Genomic DNA, 20,262 nt, shown 5'->3' on the forward strand with positions numbered 1-20,262 from the left:
GAGGAGTTGAGGGGTGGGCATGTCGTTCGTACCGCCCGCGTTCACCGGTGCGCTCCCAGGACGGAGTACGCGCCCCTGCGGACGACCACGACCCCGACGCCGAGCGTGAGGACCAGCCCCCACACCGGCAGACCGCCGCCCGTCTGGAGGGCGAAGGTCGCACGGCTCGCGGCCACGGTCGGGATCACGACCACGGCGGCCCATACGGCGACCAGCGCGACGGCGGCACGGGTCACCCCGACGACACCGCCGAGCGCCAGGGTCGTGGAGGTGAAGGCCAAGCAGGGCAGCAGCCACTGCGCGGCCGTCACACCCGGCACCCCCGTCGCCCAACCGGCCGCCAGCAGCACGGGCACGACCACCGCGAGCACGGACGCCGTCCGCCGCAGCACCAGATGGAGCCCGGCCCTCGGCACCGAGGCCGTCAGTTCGTACGCCGGGTCGAGCGCCCGCGACCAGGAGGCCGCGACGCCGAGCACGGGCAGGACCGGGGCGAGCAGCAGCACCAGCGACACCTGACGGGAGCCGGAACCCGTGCCTCCGCCGAGGCCGAAACCGCCGCCGGCCAGGTCGAGCAGCAGCGCGAGCCCAGTGACGCTCACGATCATGGCCAGCCACGGCACCATCGCGGGCGTCAGCCAGCTCGACAGCCGTACCGACCGGTGCCGTCGGCGGGGCAGGGGCGCGACGGCGGCCAGTCGGGCTTCGAGGCCGGACCGGACGGCGTCGACGAGCGCCACCACGTCGGGCGCCCGCGTCACCACGGCCGCCGACAACCGGTCACGGCAGACCCGGCACCCCTCCAGATGGGCCTCTACGGCCCACACCTCGTCGGCGGCGAGATCCGTGCCGCCGCGCGCGTAACCGTCGATGAGCCGAGGCGACGCGTGCGCCGCGCCCTGCTCGACACCCTCCGCTTTCTTGATCCGCCTCACGTCAGCGCCCTCCGCATCGCGATGCGGGCCCGCCGGGCCCGGGTCTTGACCGTGCCCTCGGGCAGCCCGAGCAGGACGGAGGTCTCCCGCACGGACAGCCCGTCGAGGACCATGGCCTGCAGTACCTGCCTGAGTTCCGGGGCCAGTTGCCGCAGCGCGTCGCCGACGTCCCCGCCGACGGTCGCCGCGAGCGCCTCCTCCTCGGCGGCGGGTGCCGCGCCGACGGGAGCGGCGGCGGGCGGCGGCTCGGCATGGTGGGCCCGGCGCCGGAAGGCGTCGACGAGGCGGCGCGCCGCGATCGTCCACAGCCACCCGAGGGCCGTCCCGCCCACCGAGGCCCCCGCGAACGCGCCCGCCGCGCGCCACACCGCCAGGTACGTCTCCTGCATGACCTCGGCGACGATCTGCTCGTCGGCACAACGCCGGCGCAGCCGCACGGCCATCCACGGCGCGGTACGCCGGTACAGCTCGTCGAACGCCGCGCGGTCGCCCCTGGCCACCAGCCGGACGAGACGCTCCTCGTCCAACTCGCCCGCTGCCTCCCTGACTGATCTCACACCGGCTAGACGCCGGGCAAGGGCCACCGGTTTTCTCTACGGCGTGAGCCACGTCACACGGTTGGTCGCGGCGAGTGCGGGTGTAGAGGCTCGGCATGATGTCCGTCGTGACGCATCAGATATCCCTGGAATCCGAACTCACGGCGTTCATGGGCGAGTACGAGCGCGCCAACAACAGCCATGACATCGAGCGGGTCGTGCCGTTCGTCGCCGATGACGCCACGTACTGGTTCTCGGACGGCTCTTATCAGGGCATCGAGGCGATCCGGTCCGCGATCGAGAAGACGTTCGCGACGATCCTCGACGAGGTGTACGCGATCCGGGAAGTGGAGTGGCCCGTACTCACCGCGGATTTCGCGGTGTGCCGGTATCGATTTGCCTGGACCGGCGTCATCGACGGTGCATCACGCTCCGGCCAAGGTCGGGGCACGAATGTCATCGCGCGGCGGGACGGCGGCTGGCGGATGCTGCACGAGCATCTCAGCTCGTGATCCTGGCCGGGTTTGTTGCGGAAGAGGGTGATCGCGGTGGACCGGTCCTCGGCGCAGCCGACGAACCAGGCGGACTTCGTGAGGTGCAGGACTTTGCCGATGGTCGCGGCCACCCCCGGACTGAACGCGGCGCGTGCGTGCGGGTGTTTGGAGGCCGGTGACCCGCTTGCCGTGCCGGAGCAAGGTCACCAACGCGCCCTGCATGTCCGGGAATTCGGGAGGCGTCTTCACCGACCAGCGGGTGGGGCGGGCGCCCCGCTGGCCGTCGATCAGGGCGTCGACGGCACCCTCAGTACCTCCTACGGCCGCTGGAAGAGCTTCGCGTTCGTCGAGAACGGCACGGCGCCGACGGCCGCGGTCACCCAGGGACTGGACGGCCTCGCGGCGACGGTGGAGGGCTGCTGGTAGCAACGGCCCTCCAACCGCGGGCACATCCGTGGAGTCCCCGCGGGAGGGGGAACTCGAGTGAGGGCGGGTGCCGGTGTGCTCACCAGGTGGGGATGAAGCCTCCGTCCACGGTGATGTCGGCGCCGGTGACGTTCGCCGTCCGGTCCGCGGACAGGAGCAGGACGACGTCGGCGATCTCGGCGGGCCGGGAGAAACGGCCGGTCACCGTGGTCCGCGCGGCGTTGTCGATGACGTCCTGGGGTTTCATGCCGGTCGCCTCGGAGACCGTCGCGGCGACGCCGCCCTCCCCCAGCCAGAGATCGGTCTCGACCGGCCCCGGGCTGACGGTGTTGACCCGGATCCCCTTCGGGCCGACCTCCTTGGACAGGGCCTTGGAGAAGCCCGCGAGGGCCGCCTTCGAGGCGCTGTAGTCGATGACCGCCGGGTCGGGGAGCGCCGCGTTGACCGAGCAGATGCTCACGATCGAGCCCCGTCCCCGGGCCAGCATCACCGGCAGGGCGCTGCGGGTCGTACGGACGGCCGCCATCAGGTTGAGGTTCAGGGTGGTGAGCCACTCCTCGTCGGTGACCGAGAGGAACCCTCCGGTACGGGCCGGAGCCGTGCCCACGTTGTTGACGAGGATGTCGATCCGGTCGCCCGCCGCCTCGATGAGCCGCGCGGGCCCCGACGCGTCGCCCAGATCGACCGGTACGACCCGCACGCTCCCCGTCGCGGCCAGTTCCTCCAGCCCGGCCGAGGAGTGCCGGGCCCCGGCATGGACCGTGACCCCCTCCGCGACCAGCGCCCGTACGACCGCCAGCCCGATCCCCCTGCTGGCACCGGTGACCACGGCCACCTGTCCGTTCAGTCCGAGATCCATCCTGAGTCCTCCTCGTGTCGATACGAGCATGCGCCCACCGCGCCATGAACGTCACCGCTTACTTGCCGAGCAGGTAGATGCCCACGGCGATCGCGCCGCTCCCGCCGAGGATGTGCACGAATCCGAACATTCTGAAGTTCGACACCCCGGCCGGGGGACCGCCGTGGATGCGCGGCGACTTGTTCCGCCGCGTGCTCGTCGCCTTCGCGTGGAGGAGGGACGCCAGCCCCTTGTAGTCGGTGACGACGACGATCCCTCCGCACATCAGGGCGACACCCACGAAGACGAAGAGGACGGCACCGGCCGTGCTGGGCGGGGCACTTGGCGGAGCCGAGCCGACGAGATCGGCGAGAGTCGTCACGGCGACCATCGTGGGGTGGCGCGCCGGAGCGGTCAACGGGAGGACCCGGGCCGGGCCGACATCGGACGCGATCTTTACGCCCGCTCGGGCGCGGCGCGTTGTGCCGGTCGCGGTGCCGTCATGTCCAGCAGGAGCACGGCGTCGTGGTCGGGGCTGCCGGGTTCGGCGGTGTAGACGCCGATGCGCTGGCCGGGGGTGCCCTCGATGTGCAGGGACTGGGAGGTGAGGGTGAGCGTGCCGACCCGGGGGTGGTGGAAGGTCTTCCGGGCCGGTTTGCGGCCGGTGACTTCGTAGCGCTCCCACAGTCCGGCGAAGTCGGGGCTCTTGAGGAGGAGTTCGCCGACGAGGTTGGTGAGGTCGGGGGCGTCGGGGGCCGTGCCGGCGATGGCTCGCAGGCGGGCGACGCAGGTGGCGATCTGCCGTTCCCAGTCCGCGAACAGGTCGCGGGCCGTGGGGTGCAGGAAGAAGTAGCGGGCCAGGTTGCGCTGCTTGACCGGCCAGTCGTCCAGGCCCGCGTAGAGGGCGAGGCCGCCGGGGTTCCAGGCCAATAGGTCCAGGCTGCGGCTGATGACGTACGCCGGGTTCGGGCGGAGCGATTCCAGCAGCAGGTGGAGGTGGGGGCGTACGACGCGGCTGGGCGCGGGCGGCGGTTCCGGGACGTAGCGGGCGGCCCGGGCGGCGAGTTCGCGCAGGTGCTGGTGCTGCTGGTCGTCCATGTGCAGGGCGCGGGCGAGCGAGTCGAGGACGGCGGGGCTGGGGCGGGTCTCCTTGCCGCGTTCCAGGCGCACGTAGTAGTCGATGCTGATGCCGGCGAGGGTGGCCAGCTCCTCGCGGCGCAGCCCGGGGGTGCGGCGGATACCGGCGCCGACGGTGAGGCCGACGTGGTCGGGGCGGGTCTGGGTGCGGCGGGCGCGCAGATAGCGGCCCAGCTCGGCGCCCTCGCTGTGCGCGCTCTCGGTTGCCATGTCCCCAGTCTCGCCCGCTCCCCGCCCGCCGCGCAGGTGGGAGGGGGGCCCTGTCGTTACCCCTGAAGAGCCCGCCCTGCCACACCGTCGCGATCCGGGCGAAGGTGAACGGCGAACGAGGAAGACGAACGAGGAAGACGCCGACACCCCGGCCCCGCCCCAGCCCCCGGCACGATCTGCCGGGCGCGGGGAGCACGCGGAGAGGGCCGGGCGACGCAACGAACCGGAGAGGGCGACATGCGCTACATCAAACTGCGTGACCTGGAAGTTTCCCGGATCGGCCTCGGCGCGATGGGCATGTCCCACGGCTACACCGGCTCCGGCACCGACGACGCGGAGTCGATCAGGACCGTGCACCGGGCGTTGGAGCTGGGGGTCACGCTCATCGACACGGCCGAGATCTACGGCCCCTACACCAACGAGGAGCTGATCGGCCGGGCGCTGCGGGGCCGTAGGGACCAGGTGGTGCTGGCCACGAAGTTCGGCCTGGTCTCGCACGCCGGTGCGGGCGCCTGGAACCAGGACTCCGGCCGCGCGAACATCCGCACCGCCGTCGAGGGCTCCCTCAAGCGGCTGGGCACCGATCACATCGACCTCTACTACCAGCACCGCGTCGACCCGAACACGCCGATCGAGGAGACCGCGGGCGCGGTGGGCGAGCTGATCGCCGAGGGCAAGGTGCGCGCGTTCGGCCTCTCGGAGGCGGGCCCGGACACGATCCGGCGCGCGCACACCGTCCAGCCGGTCAGCGCGGTGCAGTCGGAGTACTCGCTGTGGACCCGCGGGATCGAGGACCGTGTCCTGCCGGTGCTGCGGGAGCTGGACATCGGGCTGGTGCCGTTCTCCCCGCTGGGCCGCGGTTTCCTGACGGGCGCCATCCGCTCCCCCGAGCAGTTCGACGCCTCCGACTTCCGGCGCGACAACCCGCGCTTCACCGGCGAGAACTTCCAGCGCAACCTCGCGCTCGCCGACGAGGTCAAGGCCGTGGCCGCCGAGGTCGGCGTCACACCCGCCCAGATCGCGCTGGCCTGGCTGCTCGCCCAGGGCGACGACATCGCCCCGATCCCCGGCACCAAGCGCGTCGGCCGCGTCGAGGAGAACACCGCCGCCGACGCCGTAGAGCTGACCGGCGAGCAGCTCGACAAGCTCGGCAGCCTGCCGCCCGCCGCGGGCGACACCCACACCGAGGCGCAGGCGCGGATGCTCGAACGCTGATCGCCGATCACCCGCCCCAACCCCCGTATCGGAGTAGACCCCCTCATGCGCGCAGCAGTGATGTACGGGGCCGGAGACGTCCGCGTCGAGAACCGGCCCGACCCCAAGATCGTCAAGCCCACGGATGCGGTGGTGCGCACGGTGGCCGCGTGCGTGTGCGGCAGCGACCTGTGGCCGTACGCGTCGATGCCAGCCACCGACACCGGCCGCCCCATGGGACACGAGTTCCTCGGAGTCGTCGAGGAGACCGGCGCGGACGTCATCGGACTCAACGCCGGTGACCTGGTCGTCGCGCCGTTCACCTACAGCGACAACACCTGCGACTACTGCGCCGAGGGCCTGCACATCTCCTGCCGCGACGGCGGCCGCTACGGCTTCGACGGCGTCGACGGCGGGCAGGGCGAGGCCGTCCGCGTCCCGTACGCCGACGGCACCCTGGTGAAGCTGCCGGTGGCCGCCGACTCCGCGCTGCTGCCGTCCCTGCTGGCCCTGGCGGACGTGATGACCACCGGCCACCACGGCGCGGTCACCGCCGGTGTCGGCCGCGGCGACACCGTGCTCGTCGTCGGCGACGGCGCGGTCGGCCTGTGCGCGGTGATCGCCGCCGGGCGGCTGGGCGCCGAGCGGATCCTGCTCGCGGGCCGCCACGAGGCGCGCACCGGCCTGGGCCGCGCGTTCGGGGCCACCGACGTCGTCGCCGAGCGCGGCGAGGAGGGCATCGCGCGCGTCCGCGAGCTGACCGGCGGCGTGGACAAGGTGATCGAGGCCGTCGGCACCCGGCAGAGCCTGGACACCGCTCTCGGCGCGGTCCGGGACGGCGGCACCGTCAGCCGACTCGGCGCCCCGCAGTACGAGGAGGGCCCCATCGGCCGGGCCGTCTTCCTGCGCAACATCACCCTGACCGGCGGCGTCAGCCCCGCCCGCGCCTACATCGAGCACCTGCTGCCCGACGTCCTGGACGGCACCATCACCCCCGGCCGCGTCTTCGACCGGACCTTCCCCCTGGACCGGACCCCGGACGCCTACCGGGCCATGGCCGACCGCCAGGTCCTCAAGGCCCTCATTACCCCCTGAACTCCCGGTGCGGCGCACTTGAGGCGCGGACACGCCGGAGTAAAGAATTCCAGACAGTTTCACGTGTGAGTGAACCGGCCCGCAGTCAATAATACTGCGGACAGTGCGGCTCGGGGATATTCCGAGCGCTGCGCCGACCGCCCCCTTTCCGTCGCCCCGCCAGGCACGGAATGCCGTAATACGGCGGCTCTGCCGGGCCGGGTGGTCGCTCCTGGCGAGAATTGTGGTTGTGCAACCACCCGGCCCATTAAGCATTTCTATGTATTTCGCGGGGCCCTTGCGGAAAATATCGATCGGCACACTCCTCGGTAATATGCCAACGCCAGAAACGGGCGATTCTGTGCGACCGGGAACCGCCAAGACCATCCGCTAAAAGGAGTTGGCCCCTCGATGACGCTGAATATCCCTGAAGTGCCGCAACGGCGCACCTTGTCGGTGTGGATCGCGGCGGTGACGGCCGTGGTGATCGCCGCCGTCGTGCTCGCGATGACGCCGACCAGCGCGAGCGCCGTCGCCACGCCCGTGCCTCTGGGAACGGCCACCAGCTTCGCCGTGCTGGCCGGTTCCCAGGTCACCAACACCGGGCCGTCGTTGATCACCGGTGATCTAGGAGTGTCGCCGGGAACGGCCATCACCGGATTTCCGCCCGGCACGGTGAACGGGGCCATGCACGCTGCGGACGCGGTGGCGCTCCAGGCCAAGAGCGACCTGGTCACGGGGTACAACAACGCCGCCGGACAGGCGCCGGACGTCACCTACCCCACCGCTCCCGACCCCGTGGAGCTCGGCGGCAGGACGCTGAATCCGGGCGTCTACAAGGCACCCATCTCCGCGGGTATCACCGGCACGCTCACGCTCGACGCGCACGGCAACCCCAACGCCGTATGGGTCTTCCAGATCGGTTCGACCCTGACGACGGCATCCGGCAGCCACGTGTCGCTCGTCAACGGCGCCTCGCCGTGCAACGTGTACTGGCAGATCGGCAGTTCGGCCACGCTCGGCACCAACTCCACCTTCGTGGGCACGATCATGGCCCAGGAGTCGATCACCGTCACGACGGGAACGACCATCGCCGGCCGGGCACTGGCCCGTACCGGCGCCGTGACGCTGGACAACAACACGATCGACCGCGGTACGTGCGCCCCCGGCGGAACCACCGGTGGTCTGATCACGGGCGGCGTCGTCGCCGGTGCCACGTCGGGCGGCGCCACGACGGGCACGACGGGCACGACGGGCAGCACCACGGTCGGCGTCCTCGGCGGCGTGCCGACGGGCGGCGGAACCGGCGGCCTTGTCGGCGGTGTCCTGACGTCGGGCGGAACCACCGGCGGCGTGCTGGGCGGTGTCATCGCGGGCGCCACCACGAGCGGTACGACGGGCGGCACGAGTGGTGCCACTAGTGGCACCACAAGCGGCACCACGGGCGGTACGAACGGTGGTGCGACAGGCGGCTCGACCGGTGGCTCGACCGGTGGAAACGGCCACCACGACCACAAGCCCAGCGACCACGATCACGGCGGGAAGCCCGAAGAGCACGGCGGCTATGGCGACAATGGCGGGCATCAAGGCAAGCCCGACAAGCCCCACAAGCCCGAGGGCTACGGCAGGAAAGCCGCCTAGTTCCCCTTGAGCCGGCAGGACGAGCGGCGCGCGACGGATCGTGAGCGAATCCGTCGCGCGCCGTTGGCGCGATCTCAGGAGACACAGTGAGAGAAGCCAGGATGGAAAGCCCGGGTGGGGCCGTGCCGGGCGGCATCGAAACGGCGGCCGTCGACGAACCGGACCGGAGCGGGGACCGGGACCGGGGCGGGACAACCCTTCCGCGCCAAGGGCCTTCAAAGCCTTTCCCGAACCCCCTGAAGGCGGCCGTCCTTCTGAAGGCGGGTACCAACGCCGCCGTGGCCCTGTGCCTGGCGACAGCCCTGGTCCACGTTCTCCTGGTGTTTCTGCACGTGGCACCCCCGAACCCCCTCTCCCGGCAGTACAGCCGGCAGGTCAACGCCTGGGTCTTCCCCCTCTTCGAGCAGAACTGGCGGCTCTTCGCCCCGGATCCGGAGTCGGTCAACCGGCAGATCTCGGCAAGGACGATGCACACCACCCCGGACGGCAGGGTGCGGGTGAGCGGCTGGTTCGACCTGAGCGGTGTCGACGACTCGGCCGTGAAGCACGACGTCTTCCCGAGTCACACCGCGCAGAACATGCTGCGGCGGGCGTGGAGTTCGTACCTCGAAACCCATGGCGGTGACGACCGGCCTCGCACGGAGCGGGCGCTGATGATGCAGAAGTACCTGACCGACATCGCGGCGGACCGCATCAAAGACCAACGCGGCGGCACCTTCGAGTCCGTCCAACTGCGGGTGATCACCCTGCCCATCGCCGCACCCGCCGAGGGGCCCGGCCCCGACTCGTCCGCTGCCGCGCCGAACCCTGTCGAAACGCGCTGTCTGCCCTGGTGGAAGGTGACCTCCCGTGGAAACTGAGCAGGCACCCGCTCCGCGCCGCGTAGCGGAGAAGACCGGTGCGTTTCTCACCGTCCTGACCGAGCGGCCGGTCTCCCTCTACGCCGCGGCCGTTCTGCGCATCGGCTACGGGTTCCTCTACCTCGTCTTCCTCCTGCGGGAGTTTCCGCACCGCGACGAGATCTGGGGACCCGGGTCACCCTGGACGCCCGAGCTGGCCAGGCAACTGTTCGGCCAGACAGGGTGGTTGAGCATCCTCACGCTGTCCGACAGCCGGCCGTACTTCGAGACCTGCTACGCGCTGGCCGTCGTCACGTCCGCGCTGTTCATGCTGGGCTGGCGGACGAGAGCGGTGTCCGTGCTGTTCGCGGTCGTGGTGGCGTCGTTCCACGCCAGGGCGATCTTCATGACCGACGGAGGAGACAACCTCATCCTCCTCATGGCCCTGTACCTCGTCTTCACGGCCTGCGGCCGGCACTGGTCCCTGGACGCGCGCAGAACCCGTCTCCACGGCTCCACGGAGAAGACGGCGAGGAGTTCGGCGGGCCCGGCTGCCGACGGACTCCGGCACCAACTCGGCTCGTCCCGCCGGACCTTGACGGCCGTGCTGCACAACTGCGGCATGTTCGTCATCGCGGCCCAGGTCTGTTTCCTCTACGGGTCCGCGGGCCTCTACAAGGTGCAGGGCGCCTCCTGGGGCAACGGGACCGCCCTCCACTACGTCCTGAACCTCGACCTGTTCCGGCCCTGGCCCGAGCTCTCCCTGATGGTGGACGAGCACGACGTGCTGATCGCCGTCGCCTGCTATCTGACGGTGCTGTTGCAGGTCGCCTTCCCGTTCGTCCTGTTCGGACGGTTCAAGTACCCGGTTCTGACCATGCTGTTCGGCATGCACCTGGGCATCGCCGTCCTCATGGGGCTGCCGCTCTTCTCCGGCGCGATGATCATCGCGGACGCGGTGTTCCTGCCGGACCGCTTCTACCGGTCGCTGGGGCGCCTGTGGCCGCGCGCGAGCAGGCGGCCGGACGCCTGGAAGAAGGTGGCTCCGCCGAGCGGAGAACCGGCACTCGTGCCGTCGCAGTCCGCACCGTCGATCCACTGAGGCCCGGCCACTGACCTGGGCGCCACCCGGGGCCGTCCCGGTCAGTGCTTGAAGGCGTCTTTGGCCTTGTCGCCGGACTGCTTCAGGTTTCCGGAGATCCGGTCGGTCCTGCCCTGCCGCTGCAGTCGCCTGTTGCGGGTGGTCCGGCCGATGCGTTCGGTGATCCGTCCCTTGAACGACTGGGTCTTGTGCTTGATCGTCTGTTTGAGGCTCATGGCTGTCCTCTGCTTGTTCGCTTGACGGGCTCCCGGACCACCTGTGGCCACGGCCGTACCGACGGCCTCGCGAAGCCGGAGATCCGCAGGATCATCGCCGGGGCTCCGGATCGCGAGAAGTTCCTGATTCCGCGGGGTCCGGGCGAAACGGGGGAGGTGGAATGCCGCCGAACAATCGGAGTGGCACAGTCCTACGCCGTGCTGTCAGTCAACGCCTGGCGACCTCCGGTGTCAACGGAGTGTCGACTCTGACGAGCCCTGTGAGCTGGACGGGGGCCGCCGGGACGAACGGAGCCTCCGCGGGGATGTCGACCGGCGCGGCCGGTGTCGGCAGGATGCGGTCCTCCCACCAGGACAGGCCCATCACGGTGGCGAGCAGGACGAAGGGGGTCGAGGCCGGAAGGATCAGGGCGTACATGTGTGCCGCCTGCGATGGTGTGCGTGCGAGGCGGCGGGCGCGAGAGGGTGCCCGCCTGGAGCGCATCGATGCCGTGCCGGGTTCCGGTGGCAACGGCGGTGCGGGAGTGGCCCGTTGGGGGCGGGGACGGTTCCGGCACAGATGCGCGAGGTGCGCCCCCGAGGGAGCGCGAGAGGTGATCCACGCTGCCGGGGGCTCGGGCCGTACCACGCACGCTAGCCCTCGCGGCACTTCCGGGACAGATGTACAAGTGGCCATCTGTCCCGGGTGGCCGAGACCTCACATCGGCGCTACCCGCAACTCCCGGGCGGAGCTAGGCTGTTCGGACAGGCCCCAGCCCCCGGCAGTGCTGTCTTGTGCCGCCCCGGGGAGGCCCGCAGTGTTCTTCCTGCTTCTCGTCGTCGCCCTGATCCTGTTCGGTTTCGGGTTCCTCAACCCCCTCTGGTGGCTGGCCGCGGCCATGCTGGTCTTTCAGCGTCATCCGCTACGGCCGCGATCTCGCAGGGAAGCCGGACCGGTGGCGACGGCTCCGGTCCCGGAGAGCACCGGCATTGCCGGGACCGTCGGGATCACCAGGATCGCGACAACGCGGGTGACCGATGAAGTTGCCTGACATACGGCGGATCCGGGTCGGCTTCGGCCAGGGAGGACGCGCCGAGACCGCGGTGGGGAATCCGGCGGAACAGGATGCCGCGGCGCTGCGTGCCGAGGTCGACCGGTTGCGGCGGGCGCCGGCCGCCCGTGCGGTCGTCGACCAGGCCTGCGGCATGGTGATGGTCCTGGTCCCCTGCCATCCCGGGCCGGCCAGGAACCTGCCGGCGGATGTCTACAGGCGAGACGTTCGGCTCACGGCCGGCCAGGTGACAACACCGGAGGGGTGCGGAGTCGTCGACGAAGGCACGGGCCACGTCGGACAGGCGCCCGACTCCCGGTCCCGCTACGGCTATTGGATGCGTGCGGGGTGCGCGAGGTCCCCCGGCTCCTCGGCCGTCCGCTCCGCGAGGGGAAGCACCAGGGCCCGCAGCACGGTGGGGCCCGGTGACCTGTAGAGCAGGCCGATGTCGTACCACCCTCGCGACCGGAATCCGGCACAGGCCGCACGATGGGTCCGGTCCACCAGGGTCACGCCGAGCAGGGCCCGGTGGTCGGCGAGCAGACGTTCCTGCAGTCGGTCGGCCAGGCCGTGGTACCGCTCGGAGGGACGCACCACTGTCCCGCTGATGGCGAAGGCCCCTCCGCACGCGGTGAGTTGAGCGACGTGCTGCGGGAGCGGTCCCCGGAATCCCGCCCACCAGGAGCCGTCGCGCGCCACGGGGAATCCGAACGTGTACCCCACCAGGCCGGGTGCCTGGGCGGTCAGCATGGTGAACCCCGGCCGCCAGGTGTCATGCGTGAGGCGGCGCAGGAAGTCCTTCCGGCCGCGGTGCTCCCAACCTGGCGTGGTGGCGCGGGACTCCGCGTACAGGTCCGCCAGGTCCTCGCGCAGTCCCTCGGCCTGCCAGCGGTTGAGGCTGCGCAGACTCAGGGGCGTCGTGCGCGCGGCGAGCGGCGGGCGACCCGTGCGCGGCCGCGGCCGGCCCGGCCCGGGTAAGGCCGTCACAGCACACCGCCCGGGAGAGCGGACAGGCCCGGAAGGAGCGGGTACGAGGCCGCGTGCAAGGGGGAGAACAGCGGGGGCGGCCGGGTGCCGGCGAAGGCGTCCGGGAGGGTGACGAAGAGGGAACCGGAGCCGGTGAGCTCGACGAGGCGCTCCAACGCCGGGCTGGGATGGTGCAGTTGCAGGGATCCGCCGGCCGCGGCGGTGTGCAGCAGGGAGCAGAGGAAGGCGTTGAGGCTGTTGTGGCCGCAGAAGGTCACGGCGGTGACATCGACGTCGATGGCGCGGATGCCGTCGTGCAGGCACCGTTCCAGTGACGCGTGCACCAGGGGCGCCGAGTCCAGGTCGATCTCACCGGTCAGGGTGATCAGCGCCCGGCCGCCGGTGTCGTGCCGGTGGACGTTCAGGACTGGTGGGACACGCATGAGTGGGGTGCCTCGGTTCACGAGACCGCGCCGGGTTCCCGGTACGGTCGTACTGTCGTGCGGGCAGGTGAACGACCGGTCCGGCAGCCGAAGTTCGGGGTGTGGGACCCGGTCGGTTCCCTCGGGGATGCGTGGGGCGAGGGGACGAGAGATCCGCTCTCCGCAGGCATGTGGGCCAAGCAGTCGTGGCCCGCCGGGGTCTGGGACGTCCGCACCCACCATAATCCCCGGGCCCGTCCCCCGGTCGGCCCCGGACACGGGTACCACGATGTTTACACGGCGGTGGCCGGCGCGTGCGACCGCTGAGGACGGGCGGTCGACTCGCGGGCGACCACCACCGTGTCGGTCCCGGTGTCCCGTGCGGGAAGCGGACGGCCGTCGGCCTCGTGGAGGGCGAAGGCGGCGAAGTGGCGGCCGAGGCCGACGACGTCGATCCGTACGGTGGAGATCGAGGGGACGAACAGGGCGGCCAGGGGAGTGTCGTCGTGGCCGATTACCGCGAGTTCGTCGGGGACGGACACACCCGCCCGGACCGCCGCGCCCACCACGGCCGCCGCGCTGTCGTCGTTGTAGGCGGCGACACCGGTGATGCCCTCGGCGCGCCAACGGCGGACCGCCGCGCGGGCGGAGCCGTCCCGGTGGTCCACCGGGCGGATGTCGACCGGACCGAGGCCGAGCCGGGCGGCGGTCCGCCGGGCTGTGTGCACGCGGTGGTCGAGCAGCGATGTGTGGGCGTCGGCGGGGGCGGCGAAGGCGATCCGGCGGTGTCCCTGTTCGTGCAGGTGCTCGATCTGCAGGGCTGTTCCCGCCGTGAGCGCCGGCCAGTCGTCCAGCGTCGTCGGGTGCTCGGGGGCGGGGACGATCCTGGTGACCCCGCAGGCGCGCATCGAGGCCAGTTCGTCGGCGTCGAAGGGGCTGAAGCCGAGGACGACGTCCGGGGTGAGGAGTTCCCACAGGGGACGCGCCCGGCCCGCCGCGTACCGCGCGCAGGTGACCAGGGAATAGCCCGCCTCGTCCAGCGCGAGCGCGGCCTCGTCGAGGTGCTGCCGCAGGGTGAGACCGCCCGCCCAGTCCGGCAGCACGAACAGGATCACCTTGCTGCTGCCCCGTCGCAGCGTCTGCGCCGCGCGGTGCGGGCGGTACCCCATGCGTGCCGCCTCGGCGAGCACGCGGCCGCGGGTGCTCTCGGGGATCGTCTGCCCGGGGGTGTCGTTCAGCACGAAGCCCACGGTCGCCCGCGAGAGCCCCAGAGACCGGGCCACGTCCGCCGCCGTGACCCGCTTCCGTCCCGTCGCACCCACCGTGCCTCGCTCCTCCCTCACGAGTCGCCCGTCCCGTGCCTTGTTTCCCGTGCCTTGTTTCCTCGTCAGGGTAGGTGCACGTGCTGTCCGGCAGGCCGCTGCTCGACGGTGACCACGACGTCGACCGGGTCGCATTCGGGTGCGGTGGCGAGGAGGTGGATCTTGCCGGGGCCGGTCGGGCGGAGGACGGCGAGGGCGCGGCCCTCGTAGGTACGGCGTTCGGTCGCGTCGAAGCGTTCCTCGGTGGACGGGTCCGCGCTGCCGAAGCCCAACAGGACGCCCGCGCCGGTGACTTCGAGGCGCACCGGGCGGTCCGCGGCGGGGTGGAGGGTGCCGTCCGGGTCCGTCAGGGTGAGGGTGACGTACGCGAGGTCGCCGCCGTTCGCCGTGATGACCGGGCGGTCGGCCTCGGCGCGCAGTCGCACCGGGCCGGTGGCGGAACGCAGGACGGTACGACCGGTTTCGGCGCCGTCGCGGTAGGCGACGGCGAGGAGTTCGCCGGGCTCGTACGACGTCTCGAACTCGGTGCGGAAGCGGTGCCCCCTGCCCACCGGCCGGCGCCCCAACGAGCCTCCGTTCACGAGGAGTTCGACCTCGTCGGCGTCGCCGTAGACCTCGATCGTGATCGGTTCGCCCGTGCAGCCGGGCCAGGTCCAGGAGGGGACGGTGTCGCTCCATGCCCACGGCGTTCCCGCCCAGGTCCTGCCGTGGTGCTCGGGTCGGCGGACCGCGATGTAGGGCTCGGTGCGCAGGCCGAAGACGATCTCGCGGTAGTAGGAGGCGGGCCGGCGGTGACCGGTGATGTCGAGGTCGCCGCAGCCCGCGAGGAGGTGGGGGTAGGGCGCGGTGTGCGAGGGGCGGGGGGCATCGGGGGTGAGGTACTGGGGGCGGCCGATGCCGACCTCGCCGAGGTAGTCCCAGCCGGTCCAGGTGAAGTCGCCGATGACATGGCCGAGTTGCTCGACCAGGCGCCAGTTGCCGTCGATGCGGGTGGGGAAGGTCTCGGTGCCGAGGATGATGCGGTGGGGGAACAGGTCGCGGTCCAGGGCGTAGCGGGCTTCGGCGTAGTTCATGCCGGCGACGTCGAGCACGGCGAAGGACTCGGCCGTCTTCTCGGTCACGAGGGCGGAGGCGCTGATCGCGTTCATCATGTCGCCCGCGTCGGCCATGAGGGTGTTGATGCCGGCGCCGTCCGCCGGCGCGTTCTCTCGCATCGCCGTCAGCTCGGACATGACGGCGAGCATGCCGTTCACCGCGTTGGTGACGTAGCGCGTGGGGTCCAACGAGCGCACTTTCTCGGCGAGTTGGCGTCCCCGCGCGGCGCCGGAGGGGGTGCCGGTCTCGGGGATCTCGTTGCCGATCGAGTACATGATGACGCTGGGGTGGTTGATGTCCTTGGCGACCATCGCCTCGATGTCGCGCTCCCACCACTCGGGGAAGTCCAGGCTGTAGTCGAACTCGCTCTTGCCGGACGTCCACACGTCGAAGGCTTCGTCGACGACGAGCATGCCGAGGCGGTCGCACGCGTCCAACATCGCCTTGCTCATGGGGTGATGGGACATGCGGAGCGCGTTGAACCCGGCGTCCTTGAGGAGCTGGACCCGCCGCTCTTCGGCGCGGGCGAAGGTGGCGGCGCCCAGAACTCCGTTGTCGTGGTGGACACACGCGCCGCGCAGCTTGACCGTCCCGCCGTTGATCCGCAGCCCGTGCTCGGGGTCCAGGCGCAGGGAACGGATGCCGAAGGTGACGCTCTCGCCGTCCAGGCCCTTCAGGGTCACGGTGGCGGTGTACAGGGCGGGTGTGTCCGTGCTCCACAGCAACGGAGCCCGGACGTACAGGCGTTGGCGTACCGTCGCGGGCTCGCCCGGCAGCACCGTGACCTTCGAGACGTCGCTCCCGACGACACTCCCGCCGCCGTCACGGATCTCGGTGACGACATCGACCGTACGGATCGCGATCGAGTCGTTCTCGACCCGCGTCGCGACCTCGACCACCGCCCGTTCCGCGTCGATGTCCGGGGTGGTGACACGGACCCCGTCGGGCGCGATCCGCACCAGCTCGCCGACGAGCATCCACGTGTCGCGGTAGATGCCCGCGCCGGTGTACCAGCGGGAGTCGCGGTGGGTGCGGGCCTCGACGCGGATCTCGTTGTCCCCGTCCTCGCCGAAACGCAGGAAACGGCCGGCGTCGATGTGGAAGTGCGAGTAGCCGAAGGGCCGTTGGCCGGCGTAGTCCCCATTGATGTACACGACGGCATCGCGGTACACGCCCTCGAACTCGAAGAGGATCCGCTTGCCCCGGTGTTCCTCGGGAACGGTGAACGTCTTGCGGTACTCGTAGGTCCCGCCCGGGAAGTACGCCCCGGCGCCCCCCTCCATCGTGACCTCGCCGCCGGGCGCGGAGCGCTCCCGCTCGATCATCGCGTCGTGCGGCAGCGTCACCGGCCTGAACGGCGCTTTCGTACCGGACAGTTCGGCGAAGGGATTGACCTTGGACCGCGTCTGCCAGTTGTCGTTGAAGGACGAGCGGATCATGTCGTCTCCGTGAGTCGCGGGGAGTTCACCGCGGGTCGGCTCCCGACGGCCGCTTCCTCTTGTCGATCGCCCGGCAGCGGCACCAACACCGGCACCGGCATCATCACTTGCACGTGCTAGTCACGCTACCAGAGGCCGCGATCCGCCCGACGGCTTCCCCGATACGGGCACCGGATCAGCACGCCACACCGTCCTCGTACAACGTTCCGCCGGGACCGGGCGTCACATGGTCGGCACATCGGCTGAACGCCGTCCACGGTGTTCAGCCGATCACACGTCGTGTTCGAGGGACCAACGAACCAGGGGTGGGGCGCATGGCGCGCGAAAGACGTCGGCGAAGATGGCGAAGAACCAGGTCGGGGGCGGTCGCCTCGGCCGTGACAATCCTGGCGGTCGGGGCGGGGCTGCTGCCGTGGGCGGGAGTGGGGTCCGCGGCCGCGGACAGCGCGGTGATGCCGTCGGTCACCCTCAAGGGCGAGTTGGGGCCGCAGACGAAGACGGCGGCCCCGATCAGCGCCGACGCTTCCGGCTTCCTGTCCTACGGGGAGCAATTCACCTGGGAGCGGCTGGACGGCACGTACGTGAACGGCCTGCCCAAGCCCCTCCAACTCGGCTACCTGTGGGGCGTCAACGGCCGCTTCGGCCTGGAGCAGGTCGGCACCACCCGCACCTACCGGATCCGGAACTACGACACCGGCAAGACCGTGCAGTTCGACCTGCCGGCCAGTGACAAGGCCACGACGGTGTTCACCGGGAACCGCCTGATGACGCTGCGGAACACGCACGGCACATGGTCGCTGCACCTGTTGGAGATCCCCGCGGCAGGCGGCACGCCGGTCGACCACCAGGTGTCCGGCGTCCCGGACCCCTTGCCGGGAACCGTCAGCAGAGCGCTGGTGGACTCCCGCGGAGCCGCCATCGACTTCGGAGGCACCACCGGCTTCCACGCGCTGCTGGACTTCGCGACCGCCCGCCTGACCGTGGTGCCCGAGGAGGGCGCCTCCGCGACGCAGGTGGCGTCGCTCAGCGCCACCAGGGTTCTCTACTCCTCGTACACCGACGGTCACGAGTACCTCGTCGACCGCGACCATCCGGACGCGCCCCCGACTCTCCTCAAGGTGGATTCCTCGGTCAGCCTGAAGTTGGTGGGCGACTGGGCGGTCTACCCCGGTGCCGACGGCCGGATCCTGGCCCAGCCCGCCGCCGGCGGCCCGGTCCGCACCCTGCTTCCGCAGTCCGACATGCAGCCCGTCATGGGGGCGGACGGCGCCGTCTACGTCGCGGGCGGCTCGGGCACGGACGACTGGGCGGTCCGGCGCATCTCGCTCGGCGCCGACGGGACCCCGGCCGTCGGCGTCCTCGTACCGCTGCCCCGGCAGACGGTGTACGACGTCGGCGGCATCGCGGTCGACCAGGGACAACTGCGGGCCGGCACGCTGCACGTACCGAGCGGTGTCTCCCGCGCGACCACGTATCTCTCCGGCTCCTCCCTGTCGCTGACCGCGGGAGGCACGCTCAACGCCACGCCCCCGCGGAACGTCGGCGACCTCGGGTGGCACCCGCCGGACGGCGAGCCCGCTTACGACTCGCAGTGCACCGGGGAGTGCCTGCGGCTGGCCGGCACCGGGGAGGGCGACGTCGTCCGGTCCACCGCGGAACGCTGGGTGCCCACGCTGTCGGCATCCGGCAGCTACAGCATTCAGCGCCCCGACTCACGGTTCCAGTACGTCCTCGACGGAACCAGGGAACTGAGCCACACCGACCACTGGCACGCCGCCTCCCTGTGGGGCAACCAGCTATGGAGCGCGGGCAGCAGGAGCGGCACCGTCTCCGCGGTGTCCCTGCCGTCGATGAAGGCACTCGGCTCCGCGGTGTCCGTGGGCGCCCCCTGCACACCCGAGGAGATCCAGGTGGTGGGCCGGTGGATCTACTGGTCCTGCGGTCCCAACGGGAAAGCCGGGGTCTACGACCGCACCACGAAACACGTGATCACGGTGCCGTCCGGCTACGCGGAACTGGCCGACGGCTACCTCGTCAGCCAGAACACGGCGGCGGCGGAGCTGGAGATCACCTACTTCCCCGGCGCGGTTCCCGCCGCTCGCGTGGGCACCAGCGCACTGGCCCCGCTGAAGGACCAGGTGGGCGCCTCCGCCGACCGGCGTGGGCGGTTCTGGGCCGTGGACCGGTTCGGCGGCCCCGTCGCCTACCTCACCGACGCGGGAGACGTGACGGTCAAGTGGCCGCAGGTCGCCACCTCTTCCCTTGCCGTCATCGCCACCGACAGCCCCGCCGGCGTGGATCTGCGTGCGGACGGCAGTCGGTACACGGGGGTGTGGCACCTGTCGAGGCCGGCGGCGAGCTGGAAGCTGACGATCGCCGACGGCAGCGGGAAGACCGTCCGTACCCTCACCGGCGGCCGGGCCAACGGCAGGATCTCCGCGACGTGGGACGGCACCGGCACCGACGGCGGGAAGGTCCCCACGGGCACCTACCGCTGGAAGCTGACCGCGCTGCCCGCCGACCACGCGGGCAAGCTCGTGACCGCGACGGGTTCGCTGGCGGTGTGGTCGTCGGTCGCGCGGCGCCACGACTTCGGCAAGGACGGTGTCGGCGACGTCGTGACGATGGACACCGCCGGACGGCTGGCGATCCAGCCCGGTGACGGCCGCGGCGGGATCGACTCGGCGCACAAGGCGCTGGCGGGCGGCTGGCCGAGGGGCTCCTCCCCGGTCCCCTTCGGCGACATGAACGGCGACGGCTGCGCCGACCTGCTGATCCGCGACTCCGCCGGCGCGCTGACGCGTTACGACGGCGGCTGCGGTACGGCGATCTCCCCGAAGTCCGCGCACGTCCTGCTCGGCACCGGTTTCAACGCCTACAACGTCCTGACCTCGCCGGGCGACCTGACCGGCGACGGCCGCGCCGACCTGCTGGCACGCGACGCGGCAGGCGTCCTGTGGACCTTCCCCGGCACCGCGACGGGCGGCCTCGGCACCCGCGTCAAGGTCGTCGCAAACCAGCAGATCCATCAGCGGCTGGTGGGCGCAGGCGACCTCGATGGTGACGGCATCGGCGATGTGATCGCTCAGGACAAGGCCGGCGTCCTCTGGCGGCTCCTCGGCACCGGCGGGTCCGGCCTCGCCCCCCGCACCAGACTCTCCTCGGGCTTCGCCGCGTACAACATGCTCGCCGTCCCCGGCGACCTCACCGGCGACGGCCGCCCCGACCTGGTCGCCCGCGACACCGCCGGCCGGCTGTGGCGGCTGAACGGCACGAGCGCGGGTTCCTTCGCGGCCCGTACGCGGATCGCCACGAACTGGCAGAGCTACCTGTACGTGACCTGATC

20 protein-coding genes are annotated in these 20,262 nt (G+C 71.2%); 9 read left to right on the plus strand and 11 right to left on the minus strand.

Annotated features, from left to right (window positions below):
- Positions 1–41 precede the first annotated feature (41 nt).
- Both OG223_RS28325 and OG223_RS28330 read right to left on the minus strand, forming a co-directional pair.
- On the minus strand, positions 42–935 hold the full coding sequence (locus OG223_RS28325; RefSeq protein WP_329254419.1) for a zf-HC2 domain-containing protein: 894 nt from the start codon (positions 933–935) through the stop codon (positions 42–44).
- On the minus strand, positions 932–1,492 hold the full coding sequence (locus OG223_RS28330) for an RNA polymerase sigma factor (RefSeq protein WP_329254422.1): 561 nt from the start codon (positions 1,490–1,492) through the stop codon (positions 932–934). The genes OG223_RS28325 and OG223_RS28330 overlap by 4 nt, the downstream gene beginning before the upstream one ends.
- A gap of 107 nt (positions 1,493–1,599) precedes the next feature.
- On the opposite strand from OG223_RS28330, the gene OG223_RS28335 reads away from it, so the two are divergent.
- The gene (locus OG223_RS28335) at positions 1,600–1,983 is read left to right on the plus strand and encodes a YybH family protein (RefSeq protein ID WP_329254425.1); all 384 of its coding nucleotides are present in this window, start codon (positions 1,600–1,602) and stop codon (positions 1,981–1,983) included.
- Between the two features lie 99 nt (positions 1,984–2,082).
- Complete coding sequence (locus OG223_RS28340; RefSeq protein ID WP_329254428.1) at positions 2,083–2,391, plus strand: hypothetical protein; 309 nt, start codon at positions 2,083–2,085, stop codon at positions 2,389–2,391.
- 79 nt (positions 2,392–2,470) lie between these two features.
- On the opposite strand, the gene OG223_RS28345 is transcribed toward OG223_RS28340, so the two are convergent.
- From OG223_RS28345 to OG223_RS28355, 3 genes are all read right to left on the minus strand, one after another.
- Positions 2,471–3,250 (minus strand): SDR family NAD(P)-dependent oxidoreductase, encoded by a 780-nt coding sequence (locus OG223_RS28345; protein WP_329254431.1) that lies wholly within the window; start codon positions 3,248–3,250, stop codon positions 2,471–2,473.
- Positions 3,251–3,308: 58 nt separating this feature from the next.
- The gene (locus OG223_RS28350; RefSeq protein WP_329254433.1) at positions 3,309–3,611 is read right to left on the minus strand and encodes a hypothetical protein; all 303 of its coding nucleotides are present in this window, start codon (positions 3,609–3,611) and stop codon (positions 3,309–3,311) included.
- Positions 3,612–3,685: 74 nt separating this feature from the next.
- Positions 3,686–4,576 (minus strand): helix-turn-helix transcriptional regulator, encoded by an 891-nt coding sequence (locus tag OG223_RS28355; protein WP_329254436.1) that lies wholly within the window; start codon positions 4,574–4,576, stop codon positions 3,686–3,688.
- A 237-nt stretch (positions 4,577–4,813) separates the two neighbouring features.
- On the opposite strand from OG223_RS28355, the gene OG223_RS28360 reads away from it, so the two are divergent.
- The 5 genes from OG223_RS28360 to OG223_RS28380 all read left to right on the plus strand — a co-directional run bounded on the left by OG223_RS28360 (position 4,814) and on the right by OG223_RS28380 (position 10,426).
- Positions 4,814–5,791, plus strand: coding sequence for an aldo/keto reductase (locus tag OG223_RS28360; RefSeq protein ID WP_329254439.1), 978 nt, complete (start codon positions 4,814–4,816; stop codon positions 5,789–5,791).
- A gap of 45 nt (positions 5,792–5,836) precedes the next feature.
- The gene (locus tag OG223_RS28365; protein ID WP_329254442.1) at positions 5,837–6,865 is read left to right on the plus strand and encodes a zinc-binding dehydrogenase; all 1,029 of its coding nucleotides are present in this window, start codon (positions 5,837–5,839) and stop codon (positions 6,863–6,865) included.
- A 390-nt stretch (positions 6,866–7,255) separates the two neighbouring features.
- Positions 7,256–8,485 (plus strand): ice-binding family protein, encoded by a 1,230-nt coding sequence (locus tag OG223_RS28370; protein ID WP_329254445.1) that lies wholly within the window; start codon positions 7,256–7,258, stop codon positions 8,483–8,485.
- 101 nt (positions 8,486–8,586) lie between these two features.
- Positions 8,587–9,345, plus strand: a complete 759-nt coding sequence (locus OG223_RS28375; protein WP_329254447.1) for a DUF5819 family protein — start codon at positions 8,587–8,589, stop codon at positions 9,343–9,345.
- Positions 9,335–10,426 (plus strand): HTTM domain-containing protein, encoded by a 1,092-nt coding sequence (locus OG223_RS28380; RefSeq protein WP_443073751.1) that lies wholly within the window; start codon positions 9,335–9,337, stop codon positions 10,424–10,426. The genes OG223_RS28375 and OG223_RS28380 overlap by 11 nt, the downstream gene beginning before the upstream one ends.
- A gap of 41 nt (positions 10,427–10,467) precedes the next feature.
- Here the strand turns inward: OG223_RS28380 and OG223_RS28385 are convergent, their stop codons facing one another.
- Together OG223_RS28385 and OG223_RS28390 are read right to left on the minus strand one after the other, a co-directional pair.
- On the minus strand, positions 10,468–10,641 hold the full coding sequence (locus OG223_RS28385) for a CsbD family protein (protein ID WP_329254452.1): 174 nt from the start codon (positions 10,639–10,641) through the stop codon (positions 10,468–10,470).
- A gap of 208 nt (positions 10,642–10,849) precedes the next feature.
- A complete protein-coding gene (locus tag OG223_RS28390; RefSeq protein WP_329254455.1) occupies positions 10,850–11,059 on the minus strand; it encodes a hypothetical protein in 210 nt (69 codons plus the stop codon).
- 379 nt (positions 11,060–11,438) lie between these two features.
- Between OG223_RS28390 and OG223_RS28395 the strand changes: the two genes are divergently transcribed.
- The gene (locus OG223_RS28395) at positions 11,439–11,672 is read left to right on the plus strand and encodes a hypothetical protein (protein ID WP_329254457.1); all 234 of its coding nucleotides are present in this window, start codon (positions 11,439–11,441) and stop codon (positions 11,670–11,672) included.
- Between the two features lie 330 nt (positions 11,673–12,002).
- On the opposite strand, the gene OG223_RS28400 is transcribed toward OG223_RS28395, so the two are convergent.
- The 4 genes from OG223_RS28400 to OG223_RS28415 form a co-directional block, all read right to left on the minus strand.
- Complete coding sequence (locus OG223_RS28400; RefSeq protein ID WP_329254460.1) at positions 12,003–12,659, minus strand: hypothetical protein; 657 nt, start codon at positions 12,657–12,659, stop codon at positions 12,003–12,005.
- Positions 12,656–13,081 carry an STAS domain-containing protein gene (locus OG223_RS28405; protein WP_329254463.1) on the minus strand — a complete coding sequence of 142 codons (426 nt, stop codon included), beginning with the start codon at positions 13,079–13,081 and terminating at the stop codon, positions 12,656–12,658. Before OG223_RS28405 ends, OG223_RS28400 begins: the two co-directional genes overlap by 4 nt.
- A 272-nt stretch (positions 13,082–13,353) precedes the next feature.
- Entirely contained in the window at positions 13,354–14,382 is a 1,029-nt protein-coding gene (locus tag OG223_RS28410) for a LacI family DNA-binding transcriptional regulator (protein WP_329254466.1), read from the minus strand.
- A 65-nt stretch (positions 14,383–14,447) separates the two neighbouring features.
- On the minus strand, positions 14,448–16,916 hold the full coding sequence (locus tag OG223_RS28415) for a glycoside hydrolase family 2 TIM barrel-domain containing protein (RefSeq protein WP_329254469.1): 2,469 nt from the start codon (positions 16,914–16,916) through the stop codon (positions 14,448–14,450).
- Between the two features lie 377 nt (positions 16,917–17,293).
- Here OG223_RS28415 and OG223_RS28420 point away from each other — a divergent pair, with 377 nt between their 5' ends.
- Positions 17,294–20,260, plus strand: coding sequence for an FG-GAP-like repeat-containing protein (locus OG223_RS28420; RefSeq protein ID WP_329254472.1), 2,967 nt, complete (start codon positions 17,294–17,296; stop codon positions 20,258–20,260).
- Positions 20,261–20,262: the final 2 nt, after the last annotated feature.

This window comes from Streptomyces sp. NBC_01478 (assembly GCF_036227225.1).
Taxonomy (GTDB): Bacteria; Actinomycetota; Actinomycetes; order Streptomycetales; family Streptomycetaceae; genus Streptomyces.